General features: G+C 62.1%; 19 protein-coding genes. 10 read left to right on the forward strand and 9 right to left on the reverse strand.

Features of this window, described 5'->3' with window-relative positions:
* Positions 1-101 precede the first annotated feature (101 nt).
* Together AC72UB_RS05945 and AC72UB_RS05950 are read left to right on the forward strand one after the other, a co-directional pair.
* Positions 102-1,460 (forward strand): cytochrome ubiquinol oxidase subunit I, encoded by a 1,359-nt coding sequence (locus AC72UB_RS05945; protein WP_505188959.1) that lies wholly within the window; start codon positions 102-104, stop codon positions 1,458-1,460.
* Between the two features lie 4 nt (positions 1,461-1,464).
* The gene (locus AC72UB_RS05950; protein WP_505188960.1) at positions 1,465-2,463 is read left to right on the forward strand and encodes a cytochrome d ubiquinol oxidase subunit II; all 999 of its coding nucleotides are present in this window, start codon (positions 1,465-1,467) and stop codon (positions 2,461-2,463) included.
* 22 nt (positions 2,464-2,485) lie between these two features.
* On the opposite strand, the gene AC72UB_RS05955 is transcribed toward AC72UB_RS05950, so the two are convergent.
* From AC72UB_RS05955 to argE, 4 genes are all read right to left on the reverse strand, one after another.
* Complete coding sequence (locus tag AC72UB_RS05955) at positions 2,486-3,652, reverse strand: M20 aminoacylase family protein (RefSeq protein ID WP_505188961.1); 1,167 nt, start codon at positions 3,650-3,652, stop codon at positions 2,486-2,488.
* An 81-nt stretch (positions 3,653-3,733) separates the two neighbouring features.
* The gene (locus AC72UB_RS05960; RefSeq protein WP_505188962.1) at positions 3,734-4,984 is read right to left on the reverse strand and encodes an Hsp70 family protein; all 1,251 of its coding nucleotides are present in this window, start codon (positions 4,982-4,984) and stop codon (positions 3,734-3,736) included.
* A 67-nt stretch (positions 4,985-5,051) separates the two neighbouring features.
* Positions 5,052-6,395 carry an NAD(P)/FAD-dependent oxidoreductase gene (locus AC72UB_RS05965; RefSeq protein WP_505188963.1) on the reverse strand — a complete coding sequence of 448 codons (1,344 nt, stop codon included), beginning with the start codon at positions 6,393-6,395 and terminating at the stop codon, positions 5,052-5,054.
* Positions 6,392-7,549, reverse strand: a complete 1,158-nt coding sequence (gene argE / locus AC72UB_RS05970) for an acetylornithine deacetylase (RefSeq protein WP_505188964.1) — start codon at positions 7,547-7,549, stop codon at positions 6,392-6,394. Before argE ends, AC72UB_RS05965 begins: the two co-directional genes overlap by 4 nt.
* Positions 7,550-7,793: 244 nt before the next feature.
* On the opposite strand from argE, the gene AC72UB_RS05975 reads away from it, so the two are divergent.
* From AC72UB_RS05975 to AC72UB_RS05995, 5 genes are all read left to right on the forward strand, one after another.
* Positions 7,794-8,804 (forward strand): ABC transporter ATP-binding protein, encoded by a 1,011-nt coding sequence (locus AC72UB_RS05975; protein WP_505188965.1) that lies wholly within the window; start codon positions 7,794-7,796, stop codon positions 8,802-8,804.
* A complete protein-coding gene (locus AC72UB_RS05980) occupies positions 8,797-9,849 on the forward strand; it encodes an ABC transporter ATP-binding protein (protein ID WP_505188966.1) in 1,053 nt (350 codons plus the stop codon). Before AC72UB_RS05975 ends, AC72UB_RS05980 begins: the two co-directional genes overlap by 8 nt.
* Positions 9,846-11,546: a peptide ABC transporter substrate-binding protein gene (locus AC72UB_RS05985; RefSeq protein ID WP_505188967.1), complete on the forward strand. Its 1,701-nt coding sequence runs from the start codon at positions 9,846-9,848 to the stop codon at positions 11,544-11,546. Before AC72UB_RS05980 ends, AC72UB_RS05985 begins: the two co-directional genes overlap by 4 nt.
* Positions 11,547-11,633: 87 nt before the next feature.
* Positions 11,634-12,641, forward strand: a complete 1,008-nt coding sequence (locus tag AC72UB_RS05990; protein WP_463291501.1) for an ABC transporter permease — start codon at positions 11,634-11,636, stop codon at positions 12,639-12,641.
* Complete coding sequence (locus AC72UB_RS05995) at positions 12,634-13,542, forward strand: ABC transporter permease (RefSeq protein WP_505188968.1); 909 nt, start codon at positions 12,634-12,636, stop codon at positions 13,540-13,542. Before AC72UB_RS05990 ends, AC72UB_RS05995 begins: the two co-directional genes overlap by 8 nt.
* 29 nt (positions 13,543-13,571) lie before the next feature.
* Here the strand turns inward: AC72UB_RS05995 and AC72UB_RS06000 are convergent, their stop codons facing one another.
* From AC72UB_RS06000 to AC72UB_RS06015, 4 genes are all read right to left on the reverse strand, one after another.
* Positions 13,572-14,855: a DUF3422 family protein gene (locus AC72UB_RS06000; protein ID WP_505189137.1), complete on the reverse strand. Its 1,284-nt coding sequence runs from the start codon at positions 14,853-14,855 to the stop codon at positions 13,572-13,574.
* 168 nt (positions 14,856-15,023) lie between these two features.
* Positions 15,024-16,469, reverse strand: coding sequence for an NAD(P)(+) transhydrogenase (Re/Si-specific) subunit beta (locus AC72UB_RS06005; protein ID WP_463291503.1), 1,446 nt, complete (start codon positions 16,467-16,469; stop codon positions 15,024-15,026).
* Positions 16,470-16,479: 10 nt separating this feature from the next.
* Positions 16,480-18,057 (reverse strand): Re/Si-specific NAD(P)(+) transhydrogenase subunit alpha, encoded by a 1,578-nt coding sequence (locus tag AC72UB_RS06010; RefSeq protein WP_505188969.1) that lies wholly within the window; start codon positions 18,055-18,057, stop codon positions 16,480-16,482.
* 50 nt (positions 18,058-18,107) lie between these two features.
* Positions 18,108-18,566: a methyltransferase family protein gene (locus AC72UB_RS06015; RefSeq protein WP_505188970.1), complete on the reverse strand. Its 459-nt coding sequence runs from the start codon at positions 18,564-18,566 to the stop codon at positions 18,108-18,110.
* 204 nt (positions 18,567-18,770) lie between these two features.
* Here AC72UB_RS06015 and kynU point away from each other — a divergent pair, with 204 nt between their 5' ends.
* From kynU to AC72UB_RS06030, 3 genes are all read left to right on the forward strand, one after another.
* The gene (gene kynU / locus AC72UB_RS06020; protein ID WP_505188971.1) at positions 18,771-19,964 is read left to right on the forward strand and encodes a kynureninase; all 1,194 of its coding nucleotides are present in this window, start codon (positions 18,771-18,773) and stop codon (positions 19,962-19,964) included.
* Between the two features lie 227 nt (positions 19,965-20,191).
* Positions 20,192-21,025, forward strand: a complete 834-nt coding sequence (kynA, locus tag AC72UB_RS06025) for a tryptophan 2,3-dioxygenase (RefSeq protein WP_505188972.1) — start codon at positions 20,192-20,194, stop codon at positions 21,023-21,025.
* A gap of 128 nt (positions 21,026-21,153) precedes the next feature.
* Positions 21,154-22,080, forward strand: coding sequence for a L,D-transpeptidase (locus tag AC72UB_RS06030; RefSeq protein WP_505188973.1), 927 nt, complete (start codon positions 21,154-21,156; stop codon positions 22,078-22,080).
* An 86-nt stretch (positions 22,081-22,166) separates the two neighbouring features.
* Here AC72UB_RS06030 and AC72UB_RS06035 read toward each other — a convergent pair whose 3' ends face one another.
* Entirely contained in the window at positions 22,167-22,853 is a 687-nt protein-coding gene (locus AC72UB_RS06035) for a D-lyxose/D-mannose family sugar isomerase (RefSeq protein WP_505188974.1), read from the reverse strand.
* Between the last annotated feature and the right edge of the window lie 16 nt (positions 22,854-22,869).

Here is a 22,869-nt window from a genome sequence, read left to right on the forward strand (position 1 = left end):
CGACTGCTCCTTGACAGCCTGTCGCATGGGGCAGCCCGTCGCAGGACCCTTCCAACCCCAGCAAACGGGCCTATCTCTGCACCAAAGCAAAAAGGTGCATCATGGATACGCTGTTACTGTCCCGGATCCAGTTCGCGACGAATATCTCGTTCCACATCCTGTTTCCAACGATCACCATCGCGCTTGGCTGGGTGCTGTTGTTCTTCAAACTGCGCTTCAATCGCACGGCGGACCGCAAGTGGATGGATCTGTACCTGTTCTGGGTCAAAGTCTTTGCCCTGTCCTTTGCCCTTGGCGTCGTCTCGGGCATCACCATGTCCTTCCAGTTTGGCACCAACTGGCCGGGCTTCATGGAGGTCGTTGGCAATGTCGCGGGGCCCCTTCTGGCCTATGAGGTGCTGACCGCCTTTTTCCTTGAGGCGGTGTTCTTGGGCATCATGCTTTTTGGGGCCAGCCGCGTGCCGGGCTGGCTGCACACGCTGGCCACCTTCCTTGTCGCCTTCGGCACCACGATGAGTGCGTTCTGGATCCTTGTCCTCAACAGCTGGATGCACACCCCCGCGGGGTATGAGCTGCGCGACGGGATCGTCTATGCCGTCGACTGGTGGGCCATCATCTTCAACCCTTCACTGCCCTACCGGCTGGCCCATATGCTTTTGGCCAGCGGTCTGACGGTGGCCTTCCTGATTGCGGGGCTTTCCGCTTGGCGCTGGCTGCGCCACGACCGCACGCCCGCCGTGGCCACAGGGCTTCGCTTTGGCCTGGCGCTGGGCGCGCTCCTCATTCCCGTGCAGATCTTTGCGGGCGACATGCACGGGCTGAACACTCTGGAACACCAACCCGCCAAGGTCGCCGCGATGGAAGGCAATTGGGAGACCGGCGGCCATGTGCCCTTGCTGCTGTTTGCCCTGCCCGACGAGGCCGCCCGCGAGAACCGGTTTGAAGTTGGCATCCCGTCGATGGCCTCGGTGATCCTGAAACACGATCCTGCGGGCGTGGTGCCGGGGTTGAACGACTTTGTGGCCGAGGATGGCACACCGCAACATCCGCCGGTGGCCGCCGTGTTCTGGTCGTTCCGCATCATGGTCGGGATCGGGATGCTGATGCTTTTGGTCAGCTGGGGCGGCGTCTGGCTGATCTGGCGGCGCGGGGTTGAGGCGTTGCCGCGCCCCGCCCTCTGGGGCCTTGCAGGCATGAGCTTTGCCGGATGGGGTGCCACACTCGCCGGGTGGTACACCACCGAAATCGGCCGCCAGCCTTGGCTGGTCCATGGGGTGCTGACGGTGAAAGAGGCCGTGGGCGATGTGGCGGCCGGGATGGTTCTGTCAACGCTGCTGGCCTATTTGGTGGTCTATGCCGCGCTGATCGCGGCCTATGTCGGGGTGCTGTTCCATCTGGCCGCCAAGGCCGGGCAGCCCCCCGCCCCGCACCCCATGCCCAGCCTGCAACCGGCGGAGTAAGGCCATGTTTCACCCCGAAGCCCTGCCCCTGATCTTCGCCGCCCTGATGGGGGCGTCGATCCTTCTCTATGTCGTACTGGACGGCTTTGACCTTGGCGTCGGCCTTCTCTTCCCCTTCGCCACCGAACCCGAGCGTGACCGCATGATCGCCTCGATCGGTCCGTTCTGGGATGCGAACGAGACTTGGCTTGTGCTGGCCATCGGTCTTTTGCTGGTGGCCTTTCCCACCGCGCATGGCACGATCCTGACCGCGCTTTACCTGCCCGTGGCGGTTATGCTGATCGGGCTGATCCTGCGCGGCGTGGCCTTTGAGTTTCGCGCCAAGGCACCGCTTGGGCACAAGAAACCTTGGGACACCGCCTTTTGGGCTGGGTCCTTGATGACCTCGCTCTCGCAGGGCTTTATGCTCGGCATCTACATCATGGGGCTGGAGTGGAGCCTTGCGACCATGGCCTTCGCCATGCTGACCGCCGGGGCGCTGACGGTGGCCTATTCCTTCATCGGGGCGGGCTGGGTGATCTTCAAGACCGATGGCGCGCTGCAACTCAAGGCGGTGCACTGGGCCAAGGGCGGCATCTGGGGCGTGGTCTTGGGGATGGGGGCAGTGTCCGCCGCCACGCCCCTCGTCTCACAGCGCATCTTCGACAAATGGTTCAGCTTCCCCGAAGTGGTGGCGCTGGTCCCCCTGCCCTTGATGTCGGCGCTTCTGGTGGCGCTCCTCTGGCTCTCACTGCGCCGCCTGCCCACGCGGGATGACAGCTTTGCCTGGTTCCCCTTTGTGGGCGCGGTTGTGCTGATGGTCTTGGGCTTTTTCGGAATGGCCTACAGCTTTTACCCCTATATCGTGCCCGAAAAGATGACGATCTGGCAGGCGGCCGCCGCCACCGAAAGCCTGTCGATCATCCTTGTCGGCACGCTTGTCGTGCTGCCGGTGATCTTGGGCTATACGGTGCTGGCCTATGTCATCTTTCGCGGGAAGGCGACTAAGCTTAGCTATGACTAAGCCGTGGCCAGCCCTGCAGCGATCATGCCGCAGGCAACCGCGCCTCGACCATGCCGGCATACCAGCTTGACCCAAAGGGAATGGCGCTGTCGTCAAAGTTATAGGCGGGGTGATGCACCATCGCGGTGTCGCCATTGCCCAAGAAGATATAGGCGCCGGGGCGTTCCAGCAGCATAAAGCTGAAATCCTCAGCCCCCATCAGGGGCGCGGTATCCGTGTCGACCTTACCCGACACCGCCTTGGCCACTTCGGCCGCATAATCGGTGTTCTCGGGCGTATTCACCGTCACCGGATAGCCGCGCGTATAGGTCACCTCGGCCTTGGCGCCCAAGGCGAGTGCGGTGCCCTCGGCAATCTCTTTCACCCGGCGCTCGACAAAATCCTGCACGCCGAAATCCATCGTCCGTGCGGTGCCCTTCATCTTGACCACCTGCGGGATGACATTATGCGCCGTGCTGTCGGTGGCCACGGTGCAGACCGAAACCACCACCTGCTTCAACGGATCCACCCCGCGCGAGGCAATGGTCTGCAAGGCCACGATGATATGGGCCGCGACCACCGTGGTATCAATGCAGTCATGCGGTTTGGCCGCATGGCCGCCCTTACCTGTGACCACTATTTCGAACTGATCCGCCGCCGCCATCATCGCACCGGGGCGAATGGCGAACTGGCCCACCGGAATGCCGGGCATGTTGTGCATGCCGTACACCTCATTGATACCCCAGCGATCCATCATGCCATCGGCGCACATCTCGCGCCCGCCGCCGCCACCCTCTTCGGCAGGCTGGAAAATCATTACGGCGGTGCCGTCAAAGTTGCGGGTTTCCGCCAAATACTTGGCCGCGCCCATCAGCATAGTCGTATGCCCGTCATGGCCGCAGGCATGCATCTTGCCCGGAGTTTTCGAGGCATAACCCACCCCGGTCTGCTCATGAATCGGCAGCGCGTCCATATCGGCGCGCAATCCGATCACCCGGCCCTTGGTATCCGTCTTGCCCTTGATCACCGCGACAACCCCGGTGCGGCCAATACCTTCCACCACCTCGTCACAGCCAATGGCATGGCAGAACTCGGCCACCTTGGCGGCAGTGCGGTGCACATCGAACAACAGCTCGGGGTTTTCGTGGAAATCGTGGCGGATCGCGGTCAGCTCGGGCAGCATCTCGGCAAAGCGGTTCTTGGGCGGCATGGGAGGACTCCTTTGGCCGACAGCTTCGGCCAATCGCACGCGCGCCGCAAGCCCCCGGTTCCGGGCGATCTGACCAAAGCCTCAGGCGAAACGCCGCCGCGCCTCAAGCGCCAGCCCCGCCCCAACCGAGCCAAGCATATCCCCCGTCGCCACCGGCACACCGGGCAGCACGCGGCCCACCAGCGCGCGCAAGGCGGGCAGGTCGGATGATCCGCCGGTCAAGAACACCGTCCCCACCTGCGCCGGTGTCAGCCCGCCTTCAGCAAGCACCTCGGCCATGAGCCCGCCGATCCGGTCCAGGCCCGATGCCAGACACTCGGCCAACCGCTCGGCACTCGCCATCGGGTTCGGCCCACCGGTGATCGGCTTTAGCTGCATCCGATGCATAGGCGCAGACGACAGCGCAATCTTCGTCGCTTCCACCTCCATCGCCAACGCATGCCCCGCGCGCAGGCCCACCACATGGGCAAAGCGGCCCACCAGATCGGCGCGGTCAGCGTCCGCCAAAAGCGATTTGATTTCAGTTGCTTTCTTCGGAGTATACAGGCTGTTGATCCGGTGCCACGTCGCCAGATCAAGGAAATAATGGTTCGGAACCAATGCCTTGCCGCCATTCAGGCTGCTGCCATGGCCCAGATGCGGCATCACCTCGGCCAAGGACAGGCTGCGGTCAAAATCCGTACCGCCCAGACGAATGCCGCCATTGCCCAAAATGTCAGCGGCCCGGTCCACCGCCCGCGCCCGTTCGGGCGAGACGCGGACCAAGGAGATGTCCGAGGTGCCGCCGCCGATATCGACGATCAGCACGATCTCTTCGCGCACCACCCCCGCCTCATACTGCAAGGCCGCCGCGATCGGTTCGAACTGAAAGGCAATGTCCTTGAACCCCACCGCCGCCGCAATCTCGGCCAGCGCGGTTTCGGCCGCCTGATCGGCCGCCGCATCACCGTCAACGAAATGCACCGGGCGGCCCAGAACGACCCGGTCAACGCCCGGCGAATTTTCCTCAAGAACGTCGCGCATGTGTCTGATGAATTTTGACAAAACATCCCGGAACGTCACCGCGCGGCGTCCCACCACCGTGCGCTCATCAATCAACCCCGACCCCAGCGTTGATTTCAGCCCGCGCATCAGGCGGCCTTCGTCGCCCTCGATATAGGCGGCCATCGCGGCGCGCCCAAAGAGAGCCGGCCCATCCTCGGCCCAGAACACCGCCGAAGGCAGCGTCAGATGCGCATCCTCCAGCGCGATCAGCCGCGCAGGCCCGGTTGGCCCGGCCAGCGAAACCGTGGAGTTTGATGTGCCAAAGTCGATACCGCAGAATTCGGTCATGGTCTTTCCCCGCGCGAAGCGCCCCTCATAGGGGCCACATCGGCGGCGTCTAGGGAAAAGTGCCGCGCTACAACCCGCGCGCCACTTTCAATGAGGACCCGTCCCGGAACCGCGACAGCCGAAAGCGCGACAGATCATGCCCGGGCGCGCGGCCCCGCACCAGATCGGCCACCACCCGGCCCAGACCGGGACCGATGCCAAAGCCATGCCCAGAAAGGCCCGTGGCGATCACCAGCCCCTCAATCGGGGCGCGGTCGATCACCGGCACCACATCGGGCATGGTGTCGATCATCCCAGCCCAAGCGCTGCGCAGTTTGGGTCGGCCCAGCGCAGGCAAAGCGGCGGCGAATTCGTCCTGAACCCGGCCCAGCGTGGCCATGTTCGGTTTGGGGTCCAAGATCCGCAACTGTTCAAAGGGCGATACCTCATCGCCTTGCCAACCGCGCGCGGTGCGCCAACCATCGGGGTAATGGCGCGGCGCGGTGGCGCGAAACCGGGTCTTGCGCCAATCGGCCTTGAGTGTCGGCAAGTACTTGAAGACATGACGAAACGCATCGGGACCCAAAAAGAAATCATGATGTGATCCGGGTGCGATCGAATAGCTGCCGTCCTGACGACGGCGAAAGGCAAAAAGATCATCCGCCGCATTGCCGGCAAAGACCTCGGGCATCGGTTCGGTCTGCGCCACCGACGCCAGCACCGACAGCTGCGGGATCTCCACCCCCTCGGCCCGCAAGAACAAGGACGACCACGCGCCCCCCGCCACAACGACCTGATCGCAGGCGATGCGGCCCTTTTCGGTGTAAACCCCGGTGATGCGCCCGCCTGCGCGATCCAGCCGCCGCACCGCGCAGTCTTCCACAATCACCGCGCCACGTGCCTCCGCGCCCTCGGCCAGCATCGGCACGGCCACCCAAGGCTCGGCCCGCGCATCTGACGGGGTCAACATCCCACCGATCCAAGGAGCAGCAACCCCCGAAATCCGCGCCTTGATCTGGTCGGGCGTCTGCATCACCGTATCCAGTTGATGCACCATCGCTTGTTTGCGCCAGTCCTCAAACCCCGCCATCTCGGCCTCGGTGCGGGCAAGGTACATCACGCCTTCTTGGCGAAAGCCCAAGCCTGCGCCGAACTCGGACGACAGCCCTTTCCACAGGCGCATCGATTCAACCATGATCGGCAGTTCCGCCAGATCCCGGCCCTGCTGGCGGATCCAGCCCCAGTTGCGGCTGGATTGCTCGCCCGCCACGCGGCCCTTTTCGCACAAGACCACCTTGACCCCGGCCTCGGCCAGATACCATGCGGTCATGACCCCCATGATGCCGCCGCCGATGACCACCACATCGGCGGCCGTAGGCAAAGGTGCCGTGAACCGCGCCGGGCGCGCCAGTGAGATCGGAAAGCCGCTCATGCGCATTCGTCCAAAAGCCGCTCCATAAACCGTTGGCCTGCCTGAAACTCGCTCACTTCAAGGTATTCATCCGGCTGATGCGCCTGCGCGATGTCGCCCGGCCCGCAGACGATGGCGGAATAGCCCGCCTCCTGAAACTGCCCGGCCTCCGTGCCATAGCTGACCACGCCGGTCGCGTTGTCGCCGGTCAGGCGGCGCGCAATCGCCTCAGCCTCGCCGTCGGCCTCGGGCACCAGAGCGGGCACCCCGAAGAACCGCTCCAGATGCACCCCCGCTTCGGGGCGCTGCGCCTTGAGAAGTGCATCCATGCGTGCAGCTTCGGCCTCAAAGGTGCGGGCATGCGCCTCGACATCCTCACCCGGCACCACCCGCATTTCCACCGCGAACCGGCAATCGGCGGCTGTGATGTTATGCGCCGTGCCGCCCGAGATCATGCCGACATGCAGCGTGGTGAAGGGCGGATAAAACGTCGACGCAATCGGGGTCGGCGCATGGGCCTGAATTTCGGCGTTGCGGTCATTGACCCAACCGATCAGCCGCGCGCCCTCCATGATGGCAGACACGCCATAGGGCAGAAGCGAGGAATGCACCTCAAACCCCTTCACATGCACATGAAACCCAGTGCCACCCTTATGACCAGTGATGATCTTCATGTTCGACGGCTCGCCAATCAGCGCAGCGGCCCCTTTGGGCAAAACCTTCCCCATCGTCTCGATCATCGGCGGCGCGCCGGTGCAGCCCACCTCTTCGTCATAGGACAATGCCAGTTGCACAGGCCGCCGCACGCCCATCTTTTGCGCCCGCACCAAGGCCCAGACCGACAGGGCGACATAGCCCTTCATGTCGCAGGTGCCGCGCCCGTAAAGCCGACCATTGCGTTCGACAACAGTCCAAGGGTCGGTTGTCCAGTCCTGCCCATCCACTGGCACCACATCGGAATGGCCCGACAAGACGACCGCCCCCTCAACCCGCGGCCCGGCATGGGCCATCAGCGCGGCTTTCTGCCGATCCTCATTCCAATGGCGGTGACATTCGATGCCATGGCCGGTCAAATAGCCCTCAAGCCAATCGACCAGCGCCAGATTGCTGTCCCGGCTGACCGTGGGAAAAGCCACCAACCGTTCCAACACCTGACGCGACGTCAATTCTTCCATGGCTAGGCCTCCCCTATATCTTGCGGCGAAGGTGGCGCTGCCTCTGGTCCCTGTCAATCCATGGCATTTCGCCCGACTCCCCGTGCAGATTGCCGCGCCCCTCCGTCATATCGGCGCATAGAAACAGGGTTGATAGGTGCATCAAAATCGGAAAGACTTGCCAAACTGTGCGCGGCAATGCTGTCAAAGAACAGCGGGCGCATCGCCAAAAACAAAATAAAAACAAGAAGCTGGGGAGTTACATATGCCCGATGGGGCCGCGCCCGTCCTTGATGTCAGGGGGCTGAAGACCGTTTTCCGCACCCGCGGGGGCGAGATTCACGCCGTGAACTCGGTCAGCTTTCACCTCAACCGGGGGGAAGTGCTGGGCGTGGTGGGTGAAAGTGGCTCGGGCAAGTCGGTCACCATGATGAGCTTGATCGGCCTACTCCCCTCGCCGCCCGCCGAAATTCGGGGCGGTCAGGTGATGCTGGGCGACCAAGATCTGCTGAAGATCGGGGCCGAGGATTTGCGCCATGTGCGCGGGGCCAGAATCGGCTTTGTATTCCAAGACCCAATGACCAGCCTCAACCCGGTGTTCACCGTCGGCATGCAGATCATGGAGCCGCTGCGCGAGCATATGGGCATGGACAAGGCCCGCGCCGAGGCCCGCGCGGTTGAGCTGTTGGAACTGGTCGGCATCCCCGATGCGCGCAGCCGACTGAAATCCTATCCGCATCAGTTTTCCGGCGGCATGCGTCAGCGGGTGATGATTGCCATCGCCTTGGCCTGCAATCCCGATGTGCTGATTGCCGATGAACCCACCACCGCGCTGGACGTGACGATTCAGGCGCAAATTCTTGAACTGGTGAAGGAACTTCGCCAAAAGCTGGGCATGGCGATCATCTGGATCACCCATGACCTGGGCGTTATCGCCGCCGTGGCCGACCGGGTGATGGTGATGTACGGCGGTCAGGTGGCCGAACATGGCCCGGTGAAAGAGATTTTCGCCAATCCGCGCCACCCCTACACCCGCGCTTTGCTGAAAACCATTCCCTCGATTTCCGGCGCGCGTGAAGCGCGGTTGCAAGTGATCGAAGGCCAGCCGCCGATTTTGAACGACGCACCGACATCCTGTCCGTTCCGGGCGCGCTGCAGCCATGCCATGGCGATCTGTGAGGCGGAAAACCCCGCCCGCCGCGCCATTGATGGCGCGCCCTTGGGCCATGGCCATGATGTCGCATGCCACTGGACCCCGGAGGTCGCCGATGCGTGACACCCGCCCCGATCCGCTGGTTCAGGTCGAAGATCTGAAGATGCACTTTCCGATCTATACCGGCGTCTTTCGCCGCCACACCGGCGACGTCAAGGCGGTGGATGGGGTGTCCTTTACCATTCAAGCCGGGGAAACCCTTGGTCTTGTGGGCGAATCTGGCTGCGGCAAATCCACCGTGGGCCGCGCGCTGTTGCGGCTTTATGAGCCGACTGCGGGCCGCGTGGTGATTGAGGGCGAGGATATCGCGACGCTCGACGCCGAAACCCTGCGCAAGAAACGCCCCTCGATGCAGATGGTGTTTCAAGACCCTCAGGCCAGCCTGAACCCGCGCATGACGCTTTCGGCGATCATTTCCGAGCCGATGGTGGAACACACCCGCATGACGGCGGACGAACGCCAAGCGCGCGTTTATGAGCTGATGGATGCGGTCGGCCTGAACCGCCGCTTTGCCAACCGCTACCCGCATGAGTTTTCCGGCGGTCAGCGGCAGCGCATCGGCATTGCCCGCGCGCTGGCGCTGAACCCGAAGTTCATCGTCTGCGACGAACCGATTGCCGCGCTGGATGTGTCGATTCAGGCGCAGGTGGTCAACCTTCTGGAAGACTTGCAGGAAAAGTTCGGGCTGACCTATCTCTTCATCAGCCACGATCTGTCGATGGTGCGCCATATCGCGGACCGGGTGGCGGTGATGTATCTGGGCCGGATTGCCGAGCTTTCCCCGCGCGATGACCTTTACGCAAAGCCCCTGCACCCTTACGCCGAGGCGCTGTTGTCAGCGGTCAACGAACCCGATCCGAACCGCGCCCGGCGCGAACGGATCATTCTGAAGGGCGATGTGCCCTCGCCCGCCAATCCGCCCAAAGGCTGCAGCTTTTCCACCCGCTGCCCCAAGGTCTTTGACCAATGCCGCATCACGCGCCCCAACCTGACGCAGGTTGAAGCGGGCCGCTTTGTGGCATGCCATCTTTTTACCCAAAACACGGACGCCGGACCAACCGGCGCACCCGAGGTTATCGAGCTTAACCAACAAGGAGAGACGACATGAAACTGAAAACAGCCCTTCTGGGCGCCGCCTGCGCCGTGGCCTTCGCGCCCGCCGCATTCGCCGAACGTGGCGCCGATGGCAATGTCAACGTGCTGTATTGGCAGGCCCCCTCGACGTTGAACCCCTACCTGTCTTCGGGCACCAAAGACGTGGAAACCGCGTCGCTGATCCTCGAAGGTCTGGCTGGTTTTAACGAAAAGGGCGAAGTGGTCGCCCGTCTGGCTGACGGCGTTCCGACCGTGGAAAACGGCGGCGTGGCCGCTGACCTGACCTCGATCACTTGGAAGCTGCAGCCCGGCCTTCTGTGGTCCGACGGCACGCCGGTGACCTCGGCCGATGCGAAATTCACGTGGGAATATTGCACCCATCCCGAAGGTGGCTGCGCCCAAGCGGCCCGTTATGAGGGCATCACGGCCATCGACACCCCGGACGAGCTGACCATCGTCATCACGTTCTCGGGCCCGAAGCCGAACCCCTACACCGCCTTTGTCGGCGGCACCTCGCCCATCCTGCAGGCCGCACAATTCGCCAACTGCCTTGGCGCAGCGGCCTCGACCTGCACCGATCAGAACTTTGGCCCGATCGGGACTGGCCCCTTTGTCGTGACCGAGTTCAAGACCAACGACACCGTGTCCTTGGCCGCGAACACCAACTACCGTGACCCGGCAAAGCCCGCCTTCGCCACCATGACCGTCAAGGGCGGCGGCGATGCCGAAGCCGCAGCACGCGCTGTGATGGAAACCGGCGAGTTTGACTATGCTTGGAACACCCAGATCAACCCCGAACTGCAGGCAGCCATGGCTGGCGGCGGCAAGGGCGTGTTCCTGAACGGTTTCGGCACGCTCGTTGAGCGGATCGAGATGAACATGACCGATCCTTCGGCAGACCTGCCCGAGGGTGAGCGTTCGACCACCAAGCATCCGCACCCGATCCTTTCCGATATCAAGGTGCGCACCGCACTGTCGAAGGCGATTGACCGTCAGATCCTCGTCGATATCGGCTATGGCGCGGCTGGCCGTCCGACCTGCAATCTGGTGCCCGCACCGGAAATGTTTGCCTCGGACAACACCGGCTGCTTGACCCAGGACCTCGAAGGCGCCAAGGCGCTTTTGGATGAGGCTGGCTGGGTCGTGGGTGCTGACGGCATCCGCGAAAAAGACGGCAAGAAGCTGCAGCTCTTGTACCAAACCTCGACCAACCCCGTCCGTCAGGACTTCCAAGCGCTGATCAAGGGCTGGTGGAACGAGATTGGCGTCGGCGTTGAGTTGAAGAACATCGACGCTTCGGTCTTCTTCGGTGGGGATGCCGGTTCGCCCGACACCTTCCAGAAGTTCTATTCGGATGTCGAAATGTACGCCAACAACTTCGACGGCACCGATCCCGAGCCCTATCTGGCGCAGTACATGTGCGACAAGATCCCGGGCCCGGACAACCAGTGGCAGGGCGAAAACATCAACCGTTTCTGCGACCCGGCATATGACGCCTTGGTCAAGGAAATGTCGGCAACCGCCGAGATGGGCAAGCGCTCTGAGCTGGCCAAGAAGATGAACGACATGCTGACCAAAGACAGCATGGTCGTGGTGCCGCTGGTTGACCGTGGCCGCCTGTCGGCTGCTTCGACCACCCTTGGCGGTGTGGTTCTAAACACCTGGGACACCGAACTGTGGAACGCCCAGGATTGGTTCCGCGTCAAGTGATCTAAGCGTTTCTGGGGGGCGGGCCCGCATCGGCCCGCCCCTTTTTCACCCCTTCGTAAAGACTGCTGACCAAAGGCGCACCGCCCCATGCTCACTTACACGCTGAGACGGCTTTTGCTGGCCATCCCGACGCTTTTGCTGATCAGTCTTGTCATTTTTCTGCTGGTTGATCTGGCTCCCGGCAGCCCCGCGTCAGAGATCCCGCTGACCGTGCCGCCCGAAGTGCGCGAAAAGATCCTGGAATCCTTGGGCGTAAACCAGCCGATTTATGTGCGCTATCTTCTTTGGTTAAAACAGTTTTTCTGGGTTGAACCCCTGAACGGCATCGATGCCCTCTTTGGCACGACCTATGCCGAAGGCATGCAGCGCATCATCAGCTATCAAACCCGCAGCCCGGTGTTCCCGCTGATCGCGGAACGTCTGCCACAAACCCTCACGGTGATCGGCACGGCCTATCTGGTCGGCGTCCTGATTGCGCTGCCGATCGGGATCTATTCGGCCTACAAACAGTATTCGCTCTTTGACCAATTCGGCACCATGTTCGCCATGATCGGCTTTTCGGTGCCGACCTTCTTCACCGGCACGGTGTTCATCATCATCTTTGGCGTTTGGTTGGGCTGGTTCCCGACCAAATATGACACCACGCTGGAAGTGACGGACTGGGAAAGCTTCCTGAAACAACTGCGCCAGATGGCGATGCCGGTCATGGTGCTGGGTCTGGCAAATGCGGCCGCCATCAGCCGCTATATGCGGTCATCCATGCTGGACAACATGAAGCAAGACTATGTCCGCACCGCCCGCGCCAAAGGCATGTCGGAACGCACGGTGGTTTTGAAACACGTGCTGCGCAATTCGATGATCCCGGTTGTCACCATCATCGCCCTTGGCATCCCGTCGATCTTTGGCGGTGCAATTATCACGGAAAACCTCTTTGGCGTCAGCGGCATCGGCGCGGCCCTGATCGGGGCGATCCATGCCAATGACCTGCCGATGGTGCAGACGCTGGCCTTTATCTTCGCGATCCTGATCGTGACCTTCAACCTGATTGCCGATGTGCTTTACGGCCTTCTCGATCCGAGGATCCGCTATGACTGATACCTCTGCCTTCGACAAACCCGAAAGCCAGTCCGCCGCGATCTGGCGACAGTTCCGCCAGCACAAAGGCGCGGTCTTTGGCCTGTGCGTCTTGGGCTTTCTGGTGGTTTTCGTGCTGATCGGCCCGTTGTTTTGGCAAGCGCCCGAGCTGACCACCACCCAACAGATCCTGAACAAGAACAAACCGCCAAGCTGGGCGCATCCGATGGGCACCGACCAGATCGGCCGCGACATCCTTGAGCGCATGATGCAGGCGGGCCGGGTGTCCCTCGCCGTGGGCTTTGCCGCCATGCTGATCGCGATCTTTGTCGGCACCTTCATCGGCGTGCTGGCAGGCTATTTCAAGCGGCTGGATGGTCCGTTGATGCGGCTGACCGATATGTTTCTGGCTCTGCCGCTGATCCCGCTTCTCCTCGTCATGGTGATGCTCTTTCGCGACAAGATCGCGGGCATCGTTGGCCCGGAAATGGGGGCGTTTATCCTGATCGTCTTTGCCATCGGGGTGACAAGCTGGATGCACGCTGCCCGCATCGTGCGGGGCGAAGTGCTGGCCTTGAAAGAACGCGAATATGTGCTGGCCGCGCGGTCCATCGGTACCCCACCGCGCCGGGTGATCCTGCGCCACATCCTGCCCAATGTGATCTCGCCCGTCATGGTGGCCGCCACCTTGGGCATTGCCGAGGCGATCATCACTGAAAGCGTGCTCTCGTTCCTTGGTCTGGGCTTTCCGCCCGATTTCCCGACTTGGGGGCGGTTGTTGTTTGACGGGCTGCAATACATGCAGCTTTACCCCGAGCGGGTGATCTGGCCGGGTCTGGCGATTTCACTGACCGTGCTCAGCGTCAATTACATCGGCGACGGCTTGCGCGACGCGCTGGATCCCAAAGCGCGCGGGCGCTGACCCCGCGCGCGCCTCGCAAGAACATCGGCTTATTGCATCGCCTTGCGAATGCGCCGCACCATGAACCAAACGGCGCCCACCACCGGCAGCACAAGCGCTGCCGTCAGGGCCTCTTTGCTCATGCCCAGCCCTTTGCCAAAGGGTGCCGCCAGATAGGCCACAAGGCTGACCGCGTAATAGCTGATCGCCACCACCGACAGCCCTTCCACCGTGTGCTGCAACCGCAGCGCCAGATCGGCGCGGCGGTCCATGCTTTCCAAAAGCTTCTGGTTCTGGGCTGACCGCTCCACATCCACCCGCGTGCGCAAGAGTTCCGCCGCGCGTTCCGCCCGTTCGGCCATTTCCTTCAACCGCTTTTCGGCCGATTTCACCGTGCGCATCGCCGGATCATAGCGGCGCATCATGAATTCGCCAAAGGTCTGCCGCCCCGCCACCCGCTCTTCGCGCAAGACCTGCACGCGTTGATTGAGGATCGCCTCATAGGCCGCCGTCGCCCCAAAGCGGAACGAGAACTTGACCGCAAGGCTTTCCAGCTCAGCCGAGATGGCCAAAAGGTTGTGAAGCGCCGCATCCGGCGACGGCTCGGTGTCATCCAAGGCCCCGACCAATGCCGCCAGCCGCGGATCCAGTGAATTGAGCTGCGCCGTCAACTGCCGCGAGCGCATCAGCCCCAGCATCGACATGGCGCGGTAAGTTTCGATCTCGCAGAGCCGCTGCACGATGCGACCCACCCGACGCCCCCCGGTGCCGGGCTGCACAAACACGGCAAAGCGCATGTGGCCCGCCGGATCAATGCGGAAATCCCCCGCAATCACGGCCGCCCCGTCGACCACGCGGGCGACGGCAAGGCTTTCACCGACAAACCAGTCATCCAGCCGCGCCACCAATTCGGCCTCATCCGTAGGCAGCGTCTCAACCCGGATCAAGACCGAGGTCAGCCGCTTGCCCGGCGCGGCTGCGACCCACTCCGCCGGGAACACCTCGGCCTCGATGGGGTCAAAGACGCGCGCCGACAGACCCGGGGTAAAGGCCGAATAGGTCACGAACTCCGTGTGGCTTTCCCATTTCAATTCAGACCGGCCAATGGGTCCTGCATAATGCGTCGCATCGGGCTGAGGATGGGCCGCGCCGTTGCGATCCAAAAGCGCCAGCAGATGCGCCTTGTCCAAGGTCCGGTCGCGGTTGGCGGCATCCACCGGCTCCTTGATGGCGACATAGGCGGCCATGCACGGCGCTTCCAGCACGGGAAAGGGCCGCGCGTGCAGCTCATTCACCATGGCATAGCGCTGGGGATGGTCGGGCAGGTTCGGCAAGGCAGGCATGGGGGTCATCCGGATGTTGTAAGTCCTTGATTGCCCAAGCCCGAGCCCCTCGCGCCATGCAAAAACGCAGCATACCGGCGTATGCCCCTCACCTGTTGCCGAAATGCAAAGGCCCCGGGGGTGTCCCCGGGGCCAGATGCCTGATTTTGATGCCGAAGCTTAATCGATCAGCGGCAACAGGGCGTCGAGCGACTTCTTCGCATCGCCATAGAACATCCGGGTGTTCTCTTTGTAAAAGAGCGGATTCTCGATGCCCGAATAGCCGGTGCCCTGCCCGCGCTTGGACACGAACACCTGCTTGGCCTTCCAGCATTCCAAAACCGGCATCCCGGCGATCGGGCTGTTGGGGTCTTCCTGTGCGGCCGGGTTCACGATGTCGTTCGATCCGATCACGATGGCCACGTCGGTGGACGGGAAATCGTCGTTGATCTCGTCCATTTCCAGAACGATATCGTAAGGCACCTTCGCTTCGGCCAAAAGCACGTTCATGTGGCCCGGCAAGCGCCCCGCCACCGGGTGAATGGCGAAACGCACGGTCTTGCCCTTCGCCCGCAGCTTGCGGGTCAGTTCGCTGACCGATTGCTGCGCCTGCGCCACCGCCATGCCGTAGCCCGGAATGATGATGATGCTGTCCGCCTCATTCAGCGCCGCCGCCACACCGTCAGTATCGATGGCAATCTGCTCGCCGGTGACTTCCATCGCCGGGCCCGTGGTGCCGCCAAAGCCGCCCAAGATCACCGAGATAAAGCTGCGGTTCATCGCCTTACACATGATGTAAGACAGGATCGCACCCGACGAACCCACCAGCGCGCCAACCACGATCAGCAGGTCATTCGACAGCGAAAAGCCAATCGCCGCTGCCGCCCAGCCGGAATAGCTGTTCAGCATCGACACGACGACCGGCATGTCTGCCCCGCCAATGCCCATGATCAGGTGATAGCCGATGAAGAAGGCGGCAATCGTCATGGCGATCAGCGCCCAAGTGCCGGCCCCGTTAAAGTACATCACCATCAAGATCAGCGACAGCGCTGCAGCGCTTGCGTTCAGCACATGACCGCCCGGAAGCTTGGTCGCCTTGCCGTCCACCTTGCCTGCCAGTTTGCCATAGGCAATCACCGACCCGGTGAAGGTCACCGCACCGATGAACACGCCAAGGAAGGTTTCAATCTTCAAAATGGCGATTTCCGAGGCCGATTTCTCGGCGATCTTAAGGGCAAAACCCGACAGGGCTGCCAATGCATCGGCGTCACCCGCCGCTTGCAGCGCAGCAATGCCCGCCATCTCGATCTCGGTGTTATAGCCGATGAACACCGCCGCCAGACCCACAAGCGAGTGCATTGCGGCCACCAGCTGTGGCATTTCCGTCATCTGCACGCGCTGTGCCACAACCCAGCCAATGGCGCCGCCGACGGCAATCATCACTAGGGAAATCAACCAGTTGCCATAGCCCGGTCCCATAAGCGTGGCCGCCACGGCCAAAGCCATGCCCGCAATGCCATACCAAACCGCGCGCTTGGCGCTTTCTTGTCCCGACAAGCCGCCCAGCGACTGAATCGACAAAACTGCCGCAACCACATAGGCCGCCGTGGTAAATCCGTATTCCATTTCGGCCCCCTTACGACTTTTGGAACATGGCGAGCATGCGCCGGGTGACCATAAAGCCCCCGAAAATGTTGATCCCCGCCATGAAGACCGACAAAGCCGCAAGGATGACCACCAGCCAGTTGCCCGACCCGATTTGCATCAGGGCGCCCAGAATGATGATCGACGAAATCGCGTTGGTGACCGCCATCAGGGGCGTGTGCAGCGAGTGGCTGACATTCCAGATCACCTGCACGCCGACATAGACCGACAGCACAAAGACGATGAAGTGCGACATAAAGCTGGCCGGGGTGAACAAGCCCGCAAGCAGGATCAGCGCCCCGCCCCCGATCAGCATGCCCACTTGGGTGCGCGTCTCGGCCTTGAAGGCCGCGGCTTCCGCAGCGCGGCGCTCTTCAGGGGTAAGCTCTTTGACCTTTTCTTTCGGCTTGGCTGCAGCAATCGCTGCGATCTTCGGCGGCGGCGGCGGGAAGGTTACCGCCTTGTCCTTCGCCACAGTCGCGCCCCGGATCACGTCATCTTCCATATTGTGGAAGATGACGCCGTCCTTCTTGGGCGTCAGATCCGTCAGCATGTGGCGGATGTTGGTCGAATAAAGCGTCGAGGCCTGCGCCGCCATCCGGCTGGGAAAATCGGTGTAGCCGACAATGGTGACGCCATTTTCGGAAACGATCTTTTCATCGGCAATCGTCAGATCACAGTTGCCGCCGCGTTCCGCCGCAAGGTCGATAATGACCGAGCCCGGCTTCATCATGGCGACCATGTCCTTGGTCCACAGTTTCGGCGCGGGCCGACCCGGGATCAGGGCGGTGGTGATGACGATGTCCATCTCGGGCGCCAATTCGCGGAACTTCGCCAATTGCTTGGCCGCGAACGCCGGGCTTGAGGGCGCGGCATAGCCGCCCGTCGCGGCCCCATCGGGCAACTCGCTGGCGTCAAATTCCAGATAGACGAACGACGCGCCCATCGATTCAATCTGTTCGGCCACCTCGGGACGCACGTCAAAGGCATGCACAATGGCACCCAGCGACACGCTTGTGCCGATGGCAGCAAGCCCTGCGACACCTGCGCCGACGATCAGCACCTTGGCGGGCGGCACCTTGCCTGCCGCTGTCACCTGACCGGTGAAAAAGCGGCCAAAGTTATTGCCCGCCTCGATCACCGCGCGGTAGCCCGCGATATTGGCCATCGACGACAGCGCGTCCATCTTCTGAGCGCGCGAAATCCGCGGCACCATATCCATGGCGACAACGGTTGCGCCACGCTCGGCCACCAGCTTCAGCAAAGCTTCATTCTGAGCAGGCCAGAAGAAGGAAATCAGCGTCTGGCCCTCGCGCAGAAGCTTGGCCTCTTTTTCTTCAGGCCCCCGCACTTTGACAAGCACATCCGCCGCCTCAATGACGGCCTTGGCGTTTTTCAACACCTCAACCCCGGCGGCCGCATAAAGCGCGTCGGAAAAGCCCGCCTTGGCCCCAGCCCCCGCCTCAATGCAGCAACTATGCCCCAGCTTGACCAGCTGCAGCGCCGACTCCGGCGTCATCGCAACCCGGTTCTCGCCGTCAAAGATTTCCTTCAAAGCTCCGATTTTCACTGAATTCCCCCCGTTTCCCAAAGGCGCAGCCGCCCCGGCTTCTTGTTTCGTCAGATCCAGCGCCTGACACGCGTAAACCATTCCGCCGCCCGGTCGCCAAAGGCAGCCGCAAGACGCTCTTCTTCGGGTTTGATGAACCGATTGGTGATCACCCAAACAAATCCCGCTAGCACAGCTAGGCCGGTTATTGAATTTGTCCAAAATGTCGCAGAAAAAAGGATCAGCACGTCGCCAAGATAGATCGGATTGCGCGACAGCGCGAACACACCGTCGGTCACCAAAGCCTGCGGCACCCTATGCGGGATCACAGTTGTTCCATGGGCGCGCATCCGCAAGACCGCCTTGCCCATCAGCCAGAGGCCAAGGATCAAACAGGCCAGCGCAAGACCCGGCGCGAAGGTGCCAAAGCCAATTGGCAAGGGAATCAAGGCCAGCAGCCAGATCGCCACCAGCCCGCCCAATGTCCACACCGGCGGCCAATCCAGCCCTTTTGCCAAAAGTGCCTGCACTCTGGCCTCTCCCCCGCATTCTGCGGATGCATAATGCCCAAGGGCCCTGCACATGCAACCGCTTTCCAGCATCAAAGCGTCGCATTCTTCCAAGCCCTCCGTCGCAAAACCGCATCAAGAATTTCAAGCTTGAAGTTTTTTCGGCCGCTCCCTTGATTGCCGCAACGAAGGGTGCGACCCTTGCGCCAAATCCAGAGGACCAAAATGACCGATTTCGCCGCCACCCGTGCCCAGTTTCACCTGCCCACCGGGCTGATTTATCTGGACGGCAATTCGCTGGGTCCCTTGCCGCGCGCCGCTGTGGCGCGGGTGGCCAAAACCGTGCAGGACGAATGGGGCGACATGCTCATCACCGGCTGGAACCGGGCCGGATGGATGGACAAACCGATGAGCGTGGGCAACCGAATTGCCCGGCTGATCGGGGCGGAAGCGAACTCGGTCGCCATGGGGGACACGCTGTCGATCAAGGTCTATCAGGCACTGGCTTCAGCGCTTGAGATGAACGCCCCGCGCAAGGTTATTCTCAGCGATTCCGGGAACTTCCCGTCCGACCTTTACATGGCGCAAGGCCTCTGCCGCACGCTCGGCGAGGGCTATGCCTTGAAAATCGTCGCCCCTGAAGAGGTGATGGACGCCATTGACGACACCGTGGCCGTCACCCTGATCACCGAGGTGGACTACCGCACGGGGCGCAAACATGACATGGCCGCGATCACCAAGCGCGCCCATGAAAAAGGCGCGCTGACGATCTGGGATCTGGCCCATTCGGCAGGTGCCTTCCCGGTCGAATTGGCTCGCGCGGGCGCAGATTTCGCCTGCGGCTGCACCTACAAATACCTGAATTCCGGCCCCGGCGGCCCGGCCTTCATCTATGTCGCGCCCCGCCATCAGGACCGCGCCCGCCCCGCGCTTGCTGGCTGGCAAGGCCATGACGCGCCTTTCGCCTTTGACCTTGACTACCGCCCCGCCACGGGCGTCGAACGGATGCGCGTAGGCACCCCGCCGATTTTGCAACTGGCCGCCCTCGAAGCCTCGCTCGACATTTGGGACAGCGTCGATATGGCAGCACTGCGCGCCCGCTCGCTCGCGCTCACCGACCAGTTCATCGCGGGGGTCGAGGCGGCCTGCCCCACCCTCACCCTTGCCACCCCGCGCGATCACACGATGCGCGGCAGTCAGGTGTCGTTCCGTCACCCAGAAGGCTACGCCATCATGCAGGCGCTGATTTCCAAAGGCGTGATCGGCGATTTCCGCGCGGCTGATATCATCCGCTTTGGCTTCACCCCGCTCTACACCACCCATGACGAGGTGGCACAGGCCGTGGCAATCCTGGCCGAGATCATGGCCAAATCGCTGTGGGATACCCCCGAATTCAAGACCCGCAAAAAGGTCACCTGAAGATGCGGAATTTCATCTTGGCTCAAATACTCCCGCCGGAGGCTCCTGCCCTTGGCGTCGAAGCCTCCGGCGGGAGTATTTTGACCAAAGTGAAAGCCGCAAGCGCGCCGTTGTGCCGTCCCTCAGGCTGGACGTGCCTGTGGCGGCAGATCGGCAATCTTTCGGTGCTGAACCGGAGGGGCGGCGTCGCCTGACGCCCCCTTCCCTTCACACCGACGGAGAGTTTCATGACCACCTATGACCCCGCCCGCGAGGGTGCTCAGATGTCGTTCGACGGCCGCATGTCCTATGGCGACTATCTGCAGATCGACCGTATTCTCGACGCCCAGCGCCTGTTGACGGGCGCACATGACGAGATGCTGTTCATCATTCAGCACCAAACCTCTGAGCTCTGGATGCGCCTTGCGCTGCATGAGTTGGACGCCGCGCGCCACGCGATTGCCTCTGACCGCGCGCCCGAGGCGTTCAAGATGTTGGCCCGGATCAGCCGAATCTTTGAACAACTGAACAACGCCTGGGACGTGCTGCGCACGATGACGCCGTCCGATTACACCACCTTTCGCAACGGTCTAGGCCAGTCGTCGGGCTTTCAGTCTTGGCAATACCGGCTGATCGAATATGCGGTCGGCAATCGCAATCTGGCCATGCTGAAGCCCCATGCCCACCGTGCCGATCTGACGGCCAAGCTTGAGGCCGAACTGGCGCGCCGATCGCTTTATGATGAGGCCTTGCACCATCTGGCGCGGGCTGGGCTTCCAGTTCCAGCAGACGTGCTAACCCGCGATCTGCGCCAGCCTTGGGTGGCGCAGGATGCGGTGCGCGAGGTCTGGGAGATCGTCTATCGCGACCCAACCCGCTATTGGCAGGCCTATGAACTGGCCGAGAAGCTGGTGGATTTTGAAGATTACTTCCGACGCTGGCGGTTCAACCATGTCACCACGGTGGAACGCGTGATTGGCCTGAAGCGCGGCACAGGTGGCACATCGGGTGTCAGCTATCTGCGGCGGATGCTAGAGGTGGAGTTGTTCCCCGAACTTTGGCACCTGCGCACAACGCTTTAGCACCGGTCTTGATCTTTCCGGTCGCATTCACCATTGCGTGAGCCATGGGGCTTTGACGTGACCGGGCCACTGGAGTAGTCATACTCAAAATAATGGCCCTTTGGGCCCGGATTCTCTTGGATATCTCCATGCTGACGCTTGCCTCTCGCCTCGTTGCTGCAACCTGCCTGTCGCTTGCGCTTTCCGCCTGCGTGGTCGACCCTTCCGCGACGGGCAGCGGTGTGATGACCGCTGATCTGCCCAAAGCGCCTCAGCTGATTGAGGGGGTCTATTCGGCCAAGGCGGACAACGAGTTCAATCTGCCAGCCGTCCCGGTGGAAAAGGTGCCGCAGCAGTTCCAACGCCAGACTGTGGCCTATGAAACCGACCAGCCGGTCGGGACCATCATCATCGATCCAGCCAGCAAACACCTCTTTTTGGTGACGGGCAAGAACAGGGCGATCCGCTATGGCATTTCCGTCGGCAAGGCGGGTTTCCAGTGGTCGGGCGAAGCCTTGATCACAGGGCGCAAGCCCTGGCCAACCTGGACCCCGCCAAAGGAAATGATCGAGCGCAAGCCCGAACTGTCCAAGTGGGAAAAGGGTCAGCCCGGCGGGTTGGACAACCCATTGGGGGCACGGGCCTTGTATCTGACCACCAATGGCATCGACCATGGCTACCGGATTCATGGCACGCCGGAATGGAAGTCTATCGGGCGCAATGCCTCGTCGGGCTGCATCCGCATGATCAACCAAGACGTGATCGACCTTTATGAGCGGGTGCCCGACAACACCAAAGTGATCGTTCTGAACGCCGATGGCTCGATGCCCAAGGGGCTAACCCTGCCGCCGCCCCAGCCCAAGAAACCGGTGGAGCCCGTGATCATCGTGCCAAAACCCAGCGTTATGCCCGTGCCGGTCGTGACATTAGGTTCCGTGGCCCCGGCGCCCGCGACGGCAACAGCGGTCACCACCACGGCACCGACCACGGCTTCAGCCACCACCGCGCCGGCCACCACCACGCCGACCGTGGTTTGTACGGTCCCGCTGGTGAACCGGGTTTGCCCGTCGAACTAAGCCGGGCACAGACCAATTCAAAAGGCGGCCCTAATCCGGGCCGCCTTTTTTCTTGATAACTTAGGGGTCGCAGGCCGTTACAGGCCCTAGCTCAACCAACGCTGATAATCGCTGACCAGAAGATGCAGCGGGGCCTCGTCTTCCTCGATCTCGGCAAATCGGCCGATGGGTTCGCGGAAAACGTTGTCGGTCTCATCATCGTTGACGGTCGAGACCTCGCCGATCAGCACATCGCCGCCCTCGCCCCAGAAGGCATGCCAATCGCCCGGCATCAGGGTGACGCTTTCACCGGGCGCGAGCCGCAGCTTTTCGCCGGGGGCAAAAGCGCGGTCGATCCCGTCGCAGCGCACAAGGCCACCCCGGTCGGGCGCAAAGCCGCCCTTTTCGTCCGATCCAAACAGCTCCACCACCAAAGTCGCGCCACCGCGGTTGATGATATCCTCGGCCTTGATGACATGGGTGTGCATCGGCGACAGTTGATCTTGGCGTGAAATCAACAGCTTTTCGGCATAGCACATACCGCCCCCGCGCTGCAGGTCGGACAGAAGGCCATTGCGCAACGTAAAGAGGAACAGACCCAGATCGTCAAAGCGCCCTTGCCCGTAATCTGTAATGTCCCACCCACAGCGCCCCGAAATGACCCGCGCGGCACGGGTCTTATTCGCGGCGAACTGGTCGGGGGTCCAATCGGCAAAGGGCGGCAAGGTAAAGCCGTGATGGCGGATCATCTCATCCGCCGCCTGCATGATCTGGTTGATGGTTGAGCGTTTCATCCCCGCCTTCTCCTGC

The organism is Allotabrizicola aquatica (SeqCode) (genome assembly GCF_965194375.1).
Taxonomy (GTDB): Bacteria; Pseudomonadota; Alphaproteobacteria; order Rhodobacterales; family Rhodobacteraceae; genus Tabrizicola_A; species Tabrizicola_A aquatica.